This is a genomic window from Flavobacterium sp. DSR2-3-3 (genome assembly GCF_049896585.1).
Taxonomy (GTDB): Bacteria; Bacteroidota; Bacteroidia; order Flavobacteriales; family Flavobacteriaceae; genus Flavobacterium.
In genome coordinates, this window is sequence record NZ_JAFCUP010000003.1 from 300,546 (window position 1) to 317,050 (window position 16,505).

General features: G+C 34.4%; 13 protein-coding genes. 4 read left to right on the top strand and 9 right to left on the bottom strand.

Annotation, left to right across the window (positions count from 1 at the left end):
• Positions 1–58: 58 nt before the first annotated feature.
• Entirely contained in the window at positions 59–1,099 is a 1,041-nt protein-coding gene (locus ACP7AQ_RS06130; protein ID WP_426094805.1) for a PLP-dependent cysteine synthase family protein, read from the top strand.
• An 87-nt stretch (positions 1,100–1,186) separates the two neighbouring features.
• Here ACP7AQ_RS06130 and ACP7AQ_RS06135 read toward each other — a convergent pair whose 3' ends face one another.
• The 5 genes from ACP7AQ_RS06135 to gcvT all read right to left on the bottom strand — a co-directional run bounded on the left by ACP7AQ_RS06135 (position 1,187) and on the right by gcvT (position 8,839).
• Positions 1,187–3,259, bottom strand: a complete 2,073-nt coding sequence (locus tag ACP7AQ_RS06135) for a hypothetical protein (protein WP_426094806.1) — start codon at positions 3,257–3,259, stop codon at positions 1,187–1,189.
• A gap of 623 nt (positions 3,260–3,882) precedes the next feature.
• Positions 3,883–4,596 (bottom strand): YebC/PmpR family DNA-binding transcriptional regulator, encoded by a 714-nt coding sequence (locus tag ACP7AQ_RS06140; RefSeq protein WP_426063982.1) that lies wholly within the window; start codon positions 4,594–4,596, stop codon positions 3,883–3,885.
• A 61-nt stretch (positions 4,597–4,657) separates the two neighbouring features.
• A complete protein-coding gene (locus tag ACP7AQ_RS06145; RefSeq protein ID WP_426094807.1) occupies positions 4,658–5,692 on the bottom strand; it encodes a hypothetical protein in 1,035 nt (344 codons plus the stop codon).
• A gap of 15 nt (positions 5,693–5,707) precedes the next feature.
• Positions 5,708–7,750 (bottom strand): carboxy terminal-processing peptidase, encoded by a 2,043-nt coding sequence (locus tag ACP7AQ_RS06150; protein ID WP_426094808.1) that lies wholly within the window; start codon positions 7,748–7,750, stop codon positions 5,708–5,710.
• Between the two features lie 6 nt (positions 7,751–7,756).
• A complete protein-coding gene (gene gcvT, locus ACP7AQ_RS06155; protein WP_426094809.1) occupies positions 7,757–8,839 on the bottom strand; it encodes a glycine cleavage system aminomethyltransferase GcvT in 1,083 nt (360 codons plus the stop codon).
• A gap of 284 nt (positions 8,840–9,123) precedes the next feature.
• On the opposite strand from gcvT, the gene ACP7AQ_RS06160 reads away from it, so the two are divergent.
• From ACP7AQ_RS06160 to ACP7AQ_RS06170, 3 genes are all read left to right on the top strand, one after another.
• Positions 9,124–9,978, top strand: coding sequence for an NAD(P)H-hydrate dehydratase (locus tag ACP7AQ_RS06160; protein ID WP_426094810.1), 855 nt, complete (start codon positions 9,124–9,126; stop codon positions 9,976–9,978).
• 77 nt (positions 9,979–10,055) lie between these two features.
• Positions 10,056–10,850: a HipA family kinase gene (locus ACP7AQ_RS06165; RefSeq protein ID WP_426091461.1), complete on the top strand. Its 795-nt coding sequence runs from the start codon at positions 10,056–10,058 to the stop codon at positions 10,848–10,850.
• Positions 10,828–11,211 carry a DUF3037 domain-containing protein gene (locus ACP7AQ_RS06170; RefSeq protein WP_426094811.1) on the top strand — a complete coding sequence of 128 codons (384 nt, stop codon included), beginning with the start codon at positions 10,828–10,830 and terminating at the stop codon, positions 11,209–11,211. The genes ACP7AQ_RS06165 and ACP7AQ_RS06170 overlap by 23 nt, the downstream gene beginning before the upstream one ends.
• Positions 11,212–11,289: 78 nt before the next feature.
• Here ACP7AQ_RS06170 and ACP7AQ_RS06175 read toward each other — a convergent pair whose 3' ends face one another.
• The 4 genes from ACP7AQ_RS06175 to ACP7AQ_RS06190 all read right to left on the bottom strand — a co-directional run bounded on the left by ACP7AQ_RS06175 (position 11,290) and on the right by ACP7AQ_RS06190 (position 16,322).
• The gene (locus ACP7AQ_RS06175; protein ID WP_426094812.1) at positions 11,290–12,480 is read right to left on the bottom strand and encodes an NAD(P)/FAD-dependent oxidoreductase; all 1,191 of its coding nucleotides are present in this window, start codon (positions 12,478–12,480) and stop codon (positions 11,290–11,292) included.
• Between the two features lie 873 nt (positions 12,481–13,353).
• The gene (locus tag ACP7AQ_RS06180; RefSeq protein WP_426063991.1) at positions 13,354–14,823 is read right to left on the bottom strand and encodes a glycoside hydrolase family 130 protein; all 1,470 of its coding nucleotides are present in this window, start codon (positions 14,821–14,823) and stop codon (positions 13,354–13,356) included.
• Positions 14,824–15,231: 408 nt separating this feature from the next.
• Entirely contained in the window at positions 15,232–15,627 is a 396-nt protein-coding gene (locus ACP7AQ_RS06185; protein ID WP_426094813.1) for a hypothetical protein, read from the bottom strand.
• Positions 15,628–16,040: 413 nt separating this feature from the next.
• Positions 16,041–16,322: an ATP-binding protein gene (locus tag ACP7AQ_RS06190; protein ID WP_426094857.1), complete on the bottom strand. Its 282-nt coding sequence runs from the start codon at positions 16,320–16,322 to the stop codon at positions 16,041–16,043.
• Between the last annotated feature and the right edge of the window lie 183 nt (positions 16,323–16,505).

Here is a 16,505-nt window from a genome sequence, read left to right on the forward strand (position 1 = left end):
TGTTAAATTTGTAACTTTCGTGGTCTGATTAAAAATTGGTACGACTAACTATTTTTTTATGAAAAAAGAAATAACTGCTTGTAATAATGTTTTAGAATTGATAGGTAATACTCCACTTATTAAGCTAAATAAAGTTACTAAAGATTTAAAAGGAAATTTTTACGCGAAAGTAGAAGCTTTTAATCCAGGACATTCCTCAAAAGATAGAATAGCATTATACATAATTGAAGAAGCTGAAAAGAGAGGTGTTTTATCTCCTGGCGATACGATAATTGAAACAACTTCCGGTAATACGGGTTTTAGTTTAGCAATGGTCAGTATTATAAAAGGATACAACTGCATTCTTGCGGTTAGTTCCAAATCATCTAAAGACAAAATAGACATGCTTCGAAGCTTAGGCGCTAAAGTGTATGTTTGTCCGGCGCACGTATCTGCTGATGATGAACGTTCTTATTATAATGTAGCCAAACGTTTGCACGAAGAAACGAAGGGCTCGATTTATATCAATCAATATTTTAATGAGTTGAATGTTGATGCGCATTATAAATCTACCGGTCCGGAAATTTGGAAACAAACTAATGGTGCAATTACGCACTTAATTGCCTGTAGTGGAACAGGTGGAACCATTTCTGGTACTGCAAAATACTTAAAAGAACAAAATCCTAATATTAGAGTGCTTGGAGTAGATGCTTTTGGATCAGTATTAAAAAAATATCACGAAACGAGGGAATTTGATAACGATGAAATTTATCCTTACAGAATTGAAGGTTTGGGTAAAAACTTAATTCCATCAGCGACTGATTTTGATATTATCGATAAGTTCATGAAAGTCACCGACGAGGAAAGTGCTCATGCTGCAAGAGAGATTACTAGAAAAGAGGGGTTATTTGTTGGATATACATCAGGAGCAGTGATGCAAGCAATAAGACAATATGCTGAAGAAGGTGAATTTGACGAAAATAGTAATGTAATCGCAATTTTCCCAGATCACGGTTCTCGTTACATGAGTAAAGTATTTAGCGATGATTGGATGAATGAACAAGGTTTCTTTGATAGCATCAACGAAGAAGAAGTTCAAAAAATTGAAATGATAAAATAAGTTAAAAATTATACATAAATAAAAAAGTCCCACTTGCTTTTGCGAATGGGACTTTTTTATTGAATACAAAGATAAACACTTTTTAATTTAATCCAATAATTCAGAATTATTAAGTATCAATTCAATTTTTTTAATAGTGATTGTGATCTGACTCATTTGTAATTCTATATTTCTAAAAAAAAGACTGATATCTCTACTGACCCAACTTTCAGAAATAACTCTTGCGCCCAAACTAATTCTTAAAATAGCACTTTCAATTTCAGTAGTATATTTGACATTAACTGCTTGACCAATATGACATTTTTGGGCAGCAAGTCGAATAATTTCTAACGAAGAACCTTCAAACTGATCGGATAAATCAGAATTTAATAAAGTGTACAATTTTTTTACTTTATCAACAGTTAAGACCTCATTGTTTTTAAAAATAAAGAAAGGAAAAATTGTACGGATGTTTCTTATTCCAAATTCTTTACTGCTAAAGCTCTTTGTTTTTGTTTCATCACTATAAATAGGCATTAAAAATGTGGCCTCTTTTATGGAGTCATCAACAAAATTGCAAAACATCTCAATACCCATATTGCGATATAATACAGGTGTTTTGTAATACCTGTCCATTTCAACAACGGCAGCATTCCAGCGCATATAAGAACCATAGTTATATCCGTCAGATAATTCATTGGAACAAAACCATGAAGTCGGCCAATCAGAACTGTTGTAATATTTGTTTAAGCCTTTTGGTAATGTGTTTTTTACAGATTGAATTAATTTATTGACACTTTGAGGTAAAATTAATGCACCGCAGTATGGAGGGCCAGTGAAGAATTTACTCCCCGTTATGGTAACAATATATCCTTTATTTAAATAATTTTGTATGTCTTTTGGATCTAATCTCAACTGTGATCCATCAACAATTATTTGAATTGATAAGTTTTCAAGTCTATTTAATTTTTTTATAAATTCGTCACTAGGAGATTGATACCCTAATTTTGATTGGTCCATAGTATGTAATACTATATGCCTGCCTTGATTTTTGGTCCTAATAACGGCATCGAATACCTCCTCATCTAATTGAGCGGAAGTTTTTAATGCGCCATTTTGATCTCTAAAAGGTATTTGTACTAAATCAACATCTCTAAAACCTTCAATTTTAGCATCTTTTTTAATTGGATAATTTAAAGCAGTAGTATTTTCAAAATGACATCCCTTTAAAGCCGCAGCTACACCGCTACCAGTTTCATCAGAGGCCACTAAAATATGTGTGATTTCTCTATCGGAAATAATTTGCGTTATAGCTGCTATTTGAAGTGAAGAATCAGTACCTGATGGTGAAAAAATTATTTCACATTCCTCATTTAATCTGAATATTTTTCTAAGGTTATTTTTTAGTAATTCAGAAAACTCGATAGTAGTATTTTTAAAACCATTTTTCAAGCTATTTCTAATTAATATACTTCTCACTTTATCTGTTTTATCAAAAGCAAAATTAGAAACGCTAGACGCCGTAGATGAAGCAAAAGTAAATGCATCAGGTCTTGGGAATGGACGACATCCGTATTTGTTTAGCAAATGAATTTCATCGATATTCAAACGAAGATCTCCTCCAGACATCAACATATATTCTGTAGGTTTTGCAAGATTTTCGACAATAGCTTTCCAAGATTCTTTAAGTTCAGTGTTCGAATTTTTTAAACCATGAAATGATTGGAGTTCTTCGTTTATTAATGAAGATTCAGTATTTAAATCGATATCATTTTTAATTAAATTAATTAGAACATAATCAAGATTTTCTAATTTTTCTTTATCATCTTTAGGTAGTAAATTATAAAATATTCGAGTTACTTCAAGAGCTGCAATATCGCATAAAACTACATCTTGTTTTTCGGTATTCAAAGCTTTGTACCATAGCTGCCACTCGATTCCATATCTTAAATAGACTAAAGCTAAAATGGGTTTACTCAAAAAGGATGAACCAATTATAATTGATTTGTTGGGTACAATTTTGAAAATAGTAGGCTCACTAGTTGAGGTGATAATATTGATATTATTTATCTTTGGTACGGTATTAAATCTTTTTAAAACGCGAACTAAATAGTTTACATTTTCTTTTTCAAATAAACTTGTTCTTTTATATTGATTTTCAATCAGGATGTTGTTTGTCATATGTATTATAATTTTATACGTTCCTTGGAACGACATTCTGTATTAGGAATATTTAGCTAATTAACAAAACGTATTTAATTACGGACTAAATTTTGTAAAAAATCGTCACAAAAACTAAATTTTTCTTAAGCATTTTTTGTCTCAAATAAGGAAATTTAGTTTGTAAAATAATTGTGCTCCCAATAGTTTTATGTATCGCTTGTTTTTAAGGCTTTACATTTAGTAAAAGTTAGCAAATATAAGAAACTTGACAGCAGTAAAAAAGATATCAAAAAATACTCTTTTGCTAAATTTTCTGTCTTTCATCTTAGTCCGATATTTAAACTGTATTGATATAATAATTTAGAGGTAAAAGCTTATTAAAAAATTGTATCGATATAAATTAATTTATTATAAGAAAACTTGATAGAAAGGGACAGGCAAGAAGGCAAACACATAATTATAAGTAATTATCTACTTTATGTTTAAAATATGCTTTAAACCGATTTTAAATAATGACGCAGCAGTCACGCAGCAGAGGATAATTAAGAAAAGAAATAAAAAAGGCTTAATTCTTAATTTATAATTGTGAAACAAAAAAACTCCAGCTAAAGCTAGAGTTTTAAATATAATTTAAATGAAGTCTAAGCTTCTTCCATTGTATGATACACGTTCATCACGTCATCATCTTCTTCCAGTTTTTCAATCAGCTTTTCGATATCAGCCATTTCAGATTCTGTTACTTTCTTCATGATTTGGGGTATTCTTTCAAATCCGGAAGAGAGAATTTCCAGTCCTCTGTTTTCTAATTCTTTTTGGATGGTTCCAAAGCTTCCAAAAGGGGCGTAAATCAATATACCGTCTTCATCTTCAAAAACTTCCTCAGCACCAAAATCGATTAATTCTAACTCCAGTTCTTCAGGATCTATTCCGTTTGCTGGAATTCTAAAATTACAGGTATGGTCAAACATGAATTCAACGGAACCTTGAGTTCCCATTGTACCATTGCATTTATTAAAATAACTCCTGACATTAGCCACCGTTCTGTTGTTATTATCTGTGGCAGTTTCAACCAAAATTGCAATTCCATGAGGTGCATATCCTTCAAATAAAACTTCTTTATAATTGGCTGTATCTTTATCAGTCGCTTTTTTAATGGCGCGTTCCACATTTTCTTTAGGCATGTTCACGGCCTTAGAGTTCTGGATAACGGCTCTTAATCTGGAGTTGGCATCAGGATTAGGTCCGCCTTCTTTTACGGCCATTACAATATCTTTTCCAATTCTGGTAAATGCTTTGGCCATTGCTGACCAACGTTTCATTTTTCTTCCTTTTCTAAACTCAAACGCTCTTCCCATTTCTATTTCTTATTTTGAACTGCAAAAATACAGTTATTAGTTATTTTTTCAAATATTTTTGTTAATCAATTGGAACGTGTTTTGAAATAAAATTTGTTCCGGTTGTATTCCAGTTATTGATAGCGAGGGATCGTTCTGTGTTGAACTTTGTATTTAGTTTATTATACGTTCCTACCTCTTTATTCAGTGTATTTACCAATGCATTGAAATTATCAATTTCTGCTTTTGATCTGGTGTTGGCTTTTTTATCGTCCATTATTTTTTTGCTTTCCTGAAATTTTTGGTTTAGCATTATAAAAGCAACAACTCCAGGTGCGAATTCTAACGCTTCTTTTTTACTGAATTCCAATACTTTTTTAGTAGCATTTACAAGCATTACGTCATTTTTGTAAGCTTTAAATGTTTTTAGTTTATCCAGACCTTCATTCGAATATTGTTCCAGTGCATTGCTGTTTTGTTGAATCGCGTTCAAATTATTTTCAGCAATCGCTTTCATCAACACCGATTCTGTAAAATTTACTTTAAAAAAGATCAGATATAATTGCGTGTGATTTTCGAAAACTTCGTTGGATATTTTCATTTTTTTGCCCAATTCACTTTTATCTTCCCCAATTTGAATCCCATATTTATTGGCAAATATTTTTTGGTTGGCATTCAATTTATCGACTTCTTCATTGATTTTAGCATTGACTAAATCTCTTGCCATAATAAAAGCTTCCATAAAGTCATACGATTGTTCAGCAACCTCCTGCATGTTTATTATTTTGTCATATTCCTGATTAATTTGCTTTTCAGAAATTGCTAGATAAGCCAGAAGCTGGTTTTTATATTCCACATCACCTTTATAACCTTCTTTCAAAGCTTCTATTTTTTTAGCCGCGGTTTGTATGCTTTTTACCAATGTTTTTCGAGTAACATCAATTTTTCGGGCGTTCTTGCTGTGTGCCACAGCCGAAGTGTATTTCCATGTAGTTCGGGAAATTACATCAGTTTCCTTGCTGATGTAATTCAAATAATCAACTGGAGTTTTGAATTCCTGAGCATTTGTAATGGTTACAGTTAGCAAAAATAAGAGCAAAATAAAGGTTATTTTCATGTTTTGTGGGTTGGTTTATTTGGTTAAAGTATTATAATCATTAAGTATTGCAATTGCTTCCTCTAAATACGGACTGTTTTTTAAATTCTTAATTTTGTACGTATTACTATCTTGCTGAAAAGTATCAAATTTTAATTTCTCTACATCATAAGTGGTATTCGAAAGCGTAAAATTACTTTCACTGTCAATTATTTTTTTTACCTTTTCCCAAAGGGAGTCAATTTTATGCACCTCATCAAATACATCTTTGAGAACTAATCGGGTTGGCTTTTTAGGATTGTTATAAAGTGCATTAATCTGTTGGTTAGCCACATTGATTTCATTAAAACGGATATTTTCTTTTACTCTCGTATGACTTAATGCTGTTAGTTGGGGGAAATAGGTTTTTGGCAAAGGACTAAATCTGGCTTTTGTACTAATAACATCGTTTTTCAGAGCTGTTTTATAACTGCCTTCACGAGGAATTACACTGTCAAATAAAACGGGGAGCATAATATCTGGTATTATTCCTTTTATCTGATTGCTGTCACCGGTAATTCTATAAAATTTTTCAATCGTTACTTTCACAAAGTCTTCTTGATTATTTTTATCCAGTGGTACTATTGCCTGCATGCTTGCCTTACCTAATGAGGTGCTTCCGATGATGATTCCGCGGTTGTAATCTTGTATCGCCGCCGCAAAAAATTCACTTGCTGAGGCAGAGTTCCCATTCATTAATAGCACTAAAGGGCCACTGTAAACGCTGCCACGATTGTAATCTTTTAGTATTGTCTGTTGGTCCTTACTGTCTACCAAAACGGATAAAGGACCGACATCTATAAACATTCCGGCTAATTTAATCGCTTCTTGGATAGAGCCACCACCATTATTCTGAAGATCAATAACTAAACCTTTAATGTTGTCTTTTTGCAGTTTTACAATTTCTTTCGCAACATCATCGGCACAACCCTGAACGGTGTTTCCATCAAAATTCGAATAAAAACTTGGGATATTGATGTAGCCAATTTTCGATTCTTTTTCGGCAATGTAGCTGTAAACGGCATTATCAGTTGCTTTCAATATTTGTTTTCGAAGAAATACGGTAACGATGGCGGCATTTTTTTTCTGAATGGTTAATTCTATGTCAGTATTGGAATCTGAAAAAATCAATTCTCCAATTTTTTCAATAGAAGAGCATGAAACAGTGTAAGTGGTTCCTTTTGTATCGGAAACCTTTAAGATGATATCGTTTTTGTCAAATTTATTGGTTTTCGCAGCTGGTCCGCCCGGAACAATTTCCTGTACAATGATTTCTTCTTTGTCATTAAAACCAACGTTCAATCCTAGTGAGAGAGAGCTGGTAGACAAACCCGACATGAAACTGGATTTTGCGGCCAACGAAAAATAATTAGAGTGCGGGTCAAAATAAGTGCAAAAGAGATTCATAAAAGTGTTTTGCAGATCACTTGCGATTCGGTCTTTGGTTTCCAAAATACTGTTTACCTGACACAAATTAGCGTCAAATAGTTTTGTTTTGGTTGTTTTTTCAAGGGCTAAGAAATTTTGATTCAAAGAATCTAAATTAGTGCTTGATTTAGAAATATCTTCCAGAATATCATAGCGGATTCTTTTTTTCCAAACACGTTCTAAATCAGTGGCAACTAAATCAAAAGGAAATTTTTTCTTCGAAAATTTTACAGAATCATTTGAATTATAATCAAAAGAATCCTTTTGTATTTTCTCTAAAACTTTCTTTTTTCTGTTTAAGGCCAAGGTGTAGACAGCAACAAAATCATTCATAAAAGAACAATTATTTTGCAAAATGTAATTGTCCAGTTGGAGTCTGTGTTCGCATAGTTTTTTGTATTCAATCTTGGTGAATAAGTTTCGATTCGAATCCAAAACATCCAAAAAACCATCAAAAACAAAAACCGATAAACTGTCGTCTATCGGTTTAGGTTGGTAATGTTCGCGTTGTAATAACGCATTTATTTTAGAAAGTGTTTCACATGTTTTTGCGTCATTTTGACCAAAAAGTGAAAATGTAGTCAGCAAAAATGTGAGTGAAAGTTTCTTCATTTATTTTTATTTCTTGTAAAAAGGTAATTTTACCACTTTGGCAGGTACGTCATTTTTACGGATTCTGATAAATATTTCGCTGTCCAAGGCACTGTTTTCTACAGTTACATAACCCATTCCTATTCCTTTATTCATTGAAGGGGACATCGTTCCCGAAGTTACTATTCCGATTACATTTCCTGATGCATCTACAATTTCGTAATCGTGTCTTGGCACCGCACGTTCCTGCATTTCAAAAGCAACCAGTTTTTTAGAAACTCCTGCTTCTTTTTGTTTTTTCAAATTTTCTGAATTGGTGAATTCTTTTGTGAACTTTGTAATCCATCCCAAACCAGCTTCCAGTGGAGAAGTGGTGTCGCTGATATCATTTCCGTACAAACAAAAACCCATTTCCAATCGCAATGTATCACGAGCCGCAAGACCAATTGGTTTGATACCAAAAGCCGCACCCGCTTCAAAAACTTTATTCCAAATTTGTTCTGCTTCGGAATTTTTACAATAAATCTCAAAACCTCCAGAACCGGTATATCCTGTAGCCGAAATGATTACGTTTTCTATACCGGCAAAATCACCCACTTCAAAATGGTAATACGGAATCGCAGATAAATCTTTTGAAGTCAAGGATTGCATCGCTTCAACCGCTTTTGGCCCTTGAATTGCCAATAATGAATAATCATCCGAAAGGTTTTTCATCTCCACACCCAAATCATTATGAGCCGAAATCCAATCCCAATCCTTGTCAATATTCGATGCATTTACGACTAATAAATACTGCTCATCTTTCATTTTATAAACCAGCAAATCATCTACAATTCCACCATCATTGTTTGGCAAACAAGAATATTGCGCTTTTCCAATAGTCAAAGTCGATGCGTCATTTGAAGTCACTTTTTGAATCAAGGCCAATGCATTTGGACCCGTAAGCAGGAATTCACCCATGTGAGAAACGTCAAAAACACCCACGGCATTGCGCACCGTTTCGTGTTCCGCATTCACTCCTTCATATAAAATGGGCATGTTGTATCCGGCAAAAGGAAGCATTTTTGCTCCCAAAGTCTCGTGTATGTGCGTAAGCGCAGTATTTTTCATTGTGTTTTTCTATAAAGTTTGAAGTCGCTAATTTATTGATTTTATTTCGGGTGACAAAGGCGGATTCAAGCAAAGTTTAAAGTTTCAAACGTTTTCGGAACAATCTGTACTGTAGGATTTATAATAAGTATTTTTAGGAGCTATTTCCTGCTTTTCACTGCAATCTTTTTATTTGCCGAAAAGGCGCTAAAAAGGATTTCCGTTGCAATCAGGGCTATGGAATTTCGGTTCAATTAACGAATTTGTTTCCTATTAAATTCGTAATTTTAAACAAACAAATTTCCATGACGAATCACATTTACATCGACCAAGAAGAAATTCTGAAACGCTACAAACAGCCAGACAAACAGACCCATAAAGGAATTCAGGGACACGCATTGATTATTGGCGGAAGTTACGGCAAAATAGGAGCAGTGAGTTTGTCCTCGAAAGCGTGTTTGAAAACCGGTTGCGGATTGGTCACCGTTTTCATTCCAAAATGTGGGTATGATATTTTACAAATCTCAATCCCAGAAGTGATGGTTCTGACGGATATTCAGGAGGAAATGATTTCTAATATCACTTTCGACTTCACCCCGCAAGCCATAGGAATTGGTCCGGGGTTAGGTCAGGCCGTTGAAACCCAAAATGCGCTGCATCAATTTTTGAAAACAAATAGAACTCCTTTAGTTATAGACGCTGATGGATTGAATATAATCTCCAAAAACAAAAAATTATTGGCTTTAGTGCAACCCAAAACCGTTATCACGCCACATCCCAAAGAACTGGAACGATTGATTGGAAAATGGGATTCCGAAGAGGAACAAATCAGTAAAGCAATCTCTTTTTCTAAACAACACCAAGTTATTATCGTAATGAAAGGTGCCCCAACCAGAATAATAGATGGTGAAACTGTTTATGAAAATTCCACCGGAAATGCTGCTCTCGCTACCGCCGGAACAGGTGATGTTTTGACTGGAATGATTACCAGTTTATTGGCACAATCCTATGAACCGATAAATTCCGCTATTCTAGGCGTTTATCTTCATGGATTAACCGCTGATATTGCGTTGTCCGAAACGGGTTATCAATCGTTTATCGCTTCAGATGTGATTGCAAATATTGGAAAAGCTTTTTTGAGTTTGAAGAAAATGGAGTAAATAGCGCTCATAAATGAATTTTATCCCACTTATTTGTAAGTTTGTATCCAAGCAAAATAGCTTTGTCCAATTCGATTATGGAAAACATACCCCATCTCAGAACCGTAAATGTTACGCGATACATCACTCCGTTGCGGGAAGGCGGTTCTTTGCCTGCGCTCGCGGAAGCCGATGATGATTTTAAATATGTACTGAAATTCAAAGGTGCCGGACACGGCGTAAAAGCTTTGATTGCCGAATTAATCGGTGGAGAAATTGCCCGTGTTTTAAACCTGAAAGTGCCGGAATTGGTTTATGCCAATCTCGACGAAGCTTTTGGACGCAGTGAAGCCGATGAAGAAATTCAGGACTTGCTTCAGGGAAGTCAAGGACTTAATTTAGCGTTACATTATTTATCGGGAGCCATAAATTTTGATCCTGTTGTCACGTTGGTTGACCCAAAACTAGCTTCTCAAATTGTTTGGTTGGATACTTTTATTACAAATGTGGACAGAACGTTTAGAAACACCAATATGTTAATTTGGCACAAAGAATTATGGCTGATCGATCACGGCGCCAGTCTTTATTTTCATCATTCGTGGACCAATTGGGAAAAGCATGCGCAAAGTCCTTTTGCACTAATAAAAGACCATGTTTTATTACCTCAGGCTTCTTTGTTGCCAGAAACGGATACAATATTCAAAAAAATATTAACTGACAATGTATTGCAAAGTATTGTAAATCTGATTCCGGGAGTATGGCTGAATTGGGAAGATACCGATGAAACTCCTGAAGCGATACGGGAAGTCTATTTTCAGTTTTTATCCACACGTTTAAACCATTCCGAAATTTTTATAAATGAAGCACAAAATGCAAGAGCAACACTTATATGAGTATGCCGTTATCCGAGTTGTGCCAAGGGTAGAACGCGAAGAATTCCTCAATGTAGGTATTGTTCTTTTTTGTAAAAAAGCAAAATTTATCAAGGTGCTGTATTCGGTAAATGAAGCGAAAATCCAGCTTTTTGCAGATGATTTGGATGTAGAACAATTACATTTAAATGTACAGGCATTTGCAAAAGTGGCACATGGCGAAAAATCAGGTGGACCCATCGGGCAGTTTGATATTCCATCGCGTTTCCGTTGGTTGACCGCGCTCCGCAGTTCAGCCATTCAAACCTCAAGACCACATCCGGGTTTGTGTCATGATTTGGAACAAACAACACAACGCTTGTTTGAAGAAATGGTATTGTAAATAAATTTTAAAACTGTTAGGAAGTTATTTCGTTCGGACAAAATATTTTTTCGTAGTCAACAATAGCATCCATAAAATTTAAGGAAGGCTGTTCAGGTGACGCGCAAGATGCATGCCCATACTAAAGCAAGCTTGCAGAAGATAGCCGCCGGTGGGCGCATCCCAGTCGAGCATTTCACCAATGCAATAATTACTTTTTTTATCTTTTAGTTGAAAATTTTCGTCCACAGCATTCAGTTGGATACCGCCTGTTGTAGATATTGCATCGTTCAATAGCGCAGACTCAGTTATTTCGATACTTAATTTTTTAATATTTTGAGCCAATAGTTCCGGATTTAGGTAGGTTTCTTTCGAAAGGTATTTTTTCAAAAGCCCAATCTGCGCAGGACTCAATTTAATTTCTTTTTGCAGTGTTTCACTCGTCTTTTTGAAAGTCGATTTTTTAATTTTTTGAAGTAAATCAGCAGAACTCAAAGTTGGCTTCATATCCAAGAAAACAATCGCCTTTTGTTGGCTTTGCAGTTCTTTTCGAATTTGTGGACTAAGCGCATAAATGGCATTGCCTTCTAAACCAAAACGGGTAATAACCGCTTCCCCTTTTTGCTTTTTGTTCAAACAGCTAATCGCAATATTTTTGAGTGGACTGCCTTCATGTTCTAAAATAAAATCTTCCGACCAGTCCACACGGTACGCACAATTCGAAGATTGAAAAGGAATGACAGGAATATTTTCCCTTTCAAATAACTCAAGCCAAGTACCATCAGAACCGGTGACTTTCCAACTCCCGCCGCCCATCGCAAAAATGGTATAGTCGGATTTTATTGCTGTATCCGAATTGAAAACCACAGCATCATTACTTGTCCAACCCGTCCAAGTGTGTTGGAATTGGATAGTAACACCTTGCTTATATAAAACTTCCAAAATTGCGTTGAGTACAGCTATTGGTTTGATGCCACTTTCAGGATATACCCGCTTGCTACTGCCAATGTATGTTGGAATACCGATTGTACCAATCCACTTTCTAAAGTCGTCGTTGTCAAAATCAAGGAGTGCTTTTTTTAAAAAATGAGGTGGTGTGTAGCGCGCAATTAATTCTGCAATGGGTTCCGAATGGGTGAGGTTGAAACCTCCTTTTCCGGCCACCAGAAATTTTCGTCCTAATGTTTTATTTTTTTCGTAAACTGTAACCTTGAATTTTTCACGATCCAATAATGCTGCAAGTATAAGCGCTGCAGGTCCTCCTCCAATGATTGAAACTGATTTTTTCACGCCACAAAAATAGGTTTTTTTACCTATAACCCCTGATGTTGGGTTTTATATTAGAGTTTTGGCGCAATCCCAAAGCAGAAAATTCCATTTTTCATTCCCGTATCTACAGCTTTGGCGTCTGTGCCTCGATATAATTATGTAAAGGGATTTTGTGTTGTATCTTTCTAATTTATAAATACAGCGCGTCTTATTCGCTTAATTTAATTTCTAACTTCAAGTCTATTCTTGCGATTTAACTGAATTGGAGCGGTTATGAAGAAATAGATTTTCTAATACTTTGAATACTTTTTACAAAGAGGTTCTTTAAAAAACGCTGGGGTTTTGCCGAGGCAAGAGTAAAATTGTAAGCGGATAGTTTAAGCAAAATAAGTGAATAAACGTTGGCAAAACAGTTTTAGCCAATGGCGAAAATAAGAATATCAGTTCTTCGAAATTGAAGTAAGGCGATGTTCTTATCTTTGAAGCGGTTGATGCAATAACCACAGGTGCTGAATCCATTGTAGGTTTAACGATTATTGCTTAACGACAAATTACTGTTGAGAGCGCTCCTCCTGTTAGTTGGGAAACTGAAGGCGACAAATCGTCTGTAAACAACGGAACTAAAGTGTGATCGGACAAGATTAAACATATTTGGAATAATCAACCAGGCAAATTTTTTTTAGATATAATGATTACTTTCGCCGAAGGAACAAGCTGTCAAAAAATGCCTGACTAAATTGCATACATCATTCTATTGGCAGCATTTAGATTATTATTATTATTATTAACCCGTTGGATGTAATTATTGAAGAAAAATAATTACATCCAACGGAAAACAATTAGTACAATAATTTTAACGCTACAATATCAAATCTAACCAGATTACTTATTATGTTATAATTTACTTTTCTTCAAAGCGTCGATTAATTCCACCAAATCGACTACACCGTAAGTAGACATATAGTCTGAGACTGCATAAGGTAAGATAAGACTGTTGTTGTGAATAATTGAACCGCATGAATACACTACATTAGGTACATAACCTTCCCGTTCATCCTCAAGCGGTGAGAGTAGGGGCTCACTAAGTCTTCCAATTTCCTTCGAAGGATCATCAAGATCAAACAGCGAAGCACCTATGCAATATCGTCTCATGGCACCTACACCGTGCGTAATCACTAACCAGCCTTCATCAGTCCAAAGTGGCGATCCACAATTTCCAATTTGTGTATATTCCCATGGATAACGCGGTTCTTGGATGATGACGGGATTATCCCATTGGGTAGCTCTATCGGAATACATAAGGTAATTGTTAACACCATCAACTCTAGATAGCATAGCATACTTGCCCTTAATTTTTCTAGGAAATACTGCGAGGTTTTTATTTTGAGCACCAGCTCCATGTAAAGGCATTACCCGGAACGTATAAAAGTCTTCAGTAGAAATCAGTTTCGGAAGAATTACATGACCATTATAAGCGGTGTATGTAGCAATAACTTTTTCTGATTTATCATCATCCACAAAGCGAACAAAACGGGCATCTTCAATACCGCGGCTTTCAGAATCTGATATTGGAAATATAACACGTTCGGTGATGTCAGAATCATGTTTGAAATGCAAATCATAAAACGAATCTGCTAACCAGATCACTTCTTCCAGCGCGGTTCTCCTATCAAGGCTTATTGTTTGATCGCTCAAGGCTTGATTTACAATATTTTTTAAAGCATAATATCCAAATTCATCTGGTAAGTCTTGCATAATACAAGTTGAATATTTGTCCTGAGTATGCATTTCTGTCAATTTCTGTATAAATCGTTTTTTGTTATATAATGATTTGTGAATAATTTCAGCTTTATCAATGTTGTCACCAATTTTTACCATTTGGAGATCGTTATTTTTATCGAGAATTCCCCTTCTAAAAACGATTGATGAGATATGACCTTCCCCCGTGGCACGGAAAGAAATGATGACTCGTTTTTCTCCCTTTTCAAGATTTGACTGATCAAAATCTTCCACAATAGAAGGGTTGAAAAAGGCTGCTGATTCTATGGCGTACTCCATAGTACAGTAAGAACCGATGAGCAATTTTCGTTCCGCTGAAAGGCTATCATAATTGATTTGCATCCCTTCAATTATCCCTCTGATTTTTTCGCAATGCTTATAAAATGTATTTGAAATATTCCTATGACGTCGGGCAAAATCCCGAAGTGTATGTTCCAAGGTCTCTCTGACTTGTTTTTCATTTAATGTCATGATGTGACTCACCATTTTTTGGGTCCGTTCATCGCCATTCATAAAATAGCGGGCAACAACCCTACTGCAATCAGGAATAAATTTTACATTTTTTCGTATGACAGGAACTCGCATAGATTTATTTTTAAATTTAATTAAATAAGTACGTTTTTTATCAAGTGATGAAAAGTCGTCTAAGTATTATAAAAGGCGTTAGCACCAATGTATAAAAACCATCGATAATTGTGCTGATGTCTTCATCCCCTTAGCAATTTAAGCTTCATCTTGAATATTTCTTTTATCAAACGTTAGATTATATCGTGCTTTTAAATTGATGCAAAATAAAAAATAGTATTAAAATTTATTCTGTGTAAATTCGATCTTAACGTTTTGTCAATTTTATGTTAATTTTTTAGTAATCTAAGGATGAATATATTGTAAGCTTTTATCTCCTTTCCAAGATGTTTTTAATAAATTGATGTGTTTTAACAAGGGAATCGAACCTTGCATTTTTCGAAACCTCTCTAACCGGCTTCTAAAACTTTAATCCTCAAATTTTTTTAGCACAGGAATTTTTTGTACTTGTTCCAGACGTTTTGTAAGTTCTCTTTTAAAGTCATTTAGTTCGGTCTCCATATTTGTCAAATCTAAATGCAGTATTTCTTTTTCTTTGTTTAATTTCCCCAGATTGGGAATAATTTCATGAATTTTACTTTCTGCTTTAGTTACTTGTATTCGTTTGCAGTAAATGAGGCTCTCTGAACTATGTGAGGGAGCAATCATCATGATTAGAAATGGATAATTGTTAGTTACTTTAGCCGCTTTTAATTTTCCGCATTCAAGTTCCACTTTGACTGCAAATTCAAATTCTTGCATATTAAATGTTTCCTGTTTGCTTTTCGGATTTAAATAAGCCTGGATTGCCTTCGCATTATTCATAGTTAATAAATTTACGAAAGTTTTTTTTCAGTCATTCAAGTCCTTAGCTCTGGCCTCTTCAATAGCAGGAATATTTTTTAGATTTTGAAGATCTCCTTGTGACCAGTCCCAACTTTAGGACGAGCTGGTTTTATGTATTTTTCACAAAAATCTGCTGTATCAATTTTACGACTTACAAATTCCCCTTCCCTTTTTATATAAAAGTCCTGATAAATTCCGCTACATTTCATTTATTTACTTTTTAAAAAGATTCGGTTTTAAAAAAAATATGTTCAGGTAAATGGTCTGCGTAATATTTTATTTAAGATTTCTTCATACTTTTCAGGAAACTTAAATCATTGTTTTTCATTGATTAAGATTTGAAGTTGTCAATGCCTTAAAATTTCTTCACGCAATTTACCCAATAAAAAAATTCATATTTCGTCGTCATAATAGTTATAAATAGGTACTGTAAAATTGAAAGAGGAGGCGACACTCTGCATGCTTTCGACCCATATTTTACCACCTTTTTTTTGTAAAAGATCTTTTACCAATAATAATCCGATACCTTGACCTTTATTTTTTGTTCTTTCTTTTAAAAAAAATTCCATTTGTGGGGTAAAAATATTTTTTTGTTGTTCTTTAAACATGCCAATTTCAAAATTCCAGATTTCCACAATAATTTTATCACATTCTCTAACGGTTGTAATGGTAATTTTTCCATTAAGTTATGAATATTTGATAGCATTTGAAACAATGTTTTGAAGTATCGAGAGCAACATTTTTCCATCGACAAAAACACAGTTATTTTCTTGAATTTTGTGATGAAGACTAATTGTGTTTAGAAGAGCGTTTTTCTTTAATATTTCAAAAACTTTATCCACATATTGTACCAACTC

What these genes read in the sequence shown, in the direction of transcription:
- ACP7AQ_RS06170 (WP_426094811.1), top strand. Translation starts at nt 10,828, where the DNA reads ATGCAAGAGCAACACTTATATGAGTATGCCGTTATCCGAGTTGTGCCA.
- ACP7AQ_RS06165 (WP_426091461.1), top strand. Translation starts at nt 10,056, where the DNA reads ATGGAAAACATACCCCATCTCAGAACCGTAAATGTTACGCGATACATC.
- gcvT (WP_426094809.1), bottom strand. Translation starts at nt 8,839, where the DNA reads ATGAAAAATACTGCGCTTACGCACATACACGAGACTTTGGGAGCAAAA.
- ACP7AQ_RS06140 (WP_426063982.1), bottom strand. Translation starts at nt 4,596, where the DNA reads ATGGGAAGAGCGTTTGAGTTTAGAAAAGGAAGAAAAATGAAACGTTGG.
- ACP7AQ_RS06130 (WP_426094805.1), top strand. Translation starts at nt 59, where the DNA reads ATGAAAAAAGAAATAACTGCTTGTAATAATGTTTTAGAATTGATAGGT.
- ACP7AQ_RS06135 (WP_426094806.1), bottom strand. Translation starts at nt 3,259, where the DNA reads ATGACAAACAACATCCTGATTGAAAATCAATATAAAAGAACAAGTTTA.
- ACP7AQ_RS06185 (WP_426094813.1), bottom strand. Translation starts at nt 15,627, where the DNA reads ATGAATAATGCGAAGGCAATCCAGGCTTATTTAAATCCGAAAAGCAAA.
- ACP7AQ_RS06160 (WP_426094810.1), top strand. Translation starts at nt 9,124, where the DNA reads ATGACGAATCACATTTACATCGACCAAGAAGAAATTCTGAAACGCTAC.
- ACP7AQ_RS06145 (WP_426094807.1), bottom strand. Translation starts at nt 5,692, where the DNA reads ATGAAAATAACCTTTATTTTGCTCTTATTTTTGCTAACTGTAACCATT.
- ACP7AQ_RS06150 (WP_426094808.1), bottom strand. Translation starts at nt 7,750, where the DNA reads ATGAAGAAACTTTCACTCACATTTTTGCTGACTACATTTTCACTTTTT.
- ACP7AQ_RS06180 (WP_426063991.1), bottom strand. Translation starts at nt 14,823, where the DNA reads ATGCGAGTTCCTGTCATACGAAAAAATGTAAAATTTATTCCTGATTGC.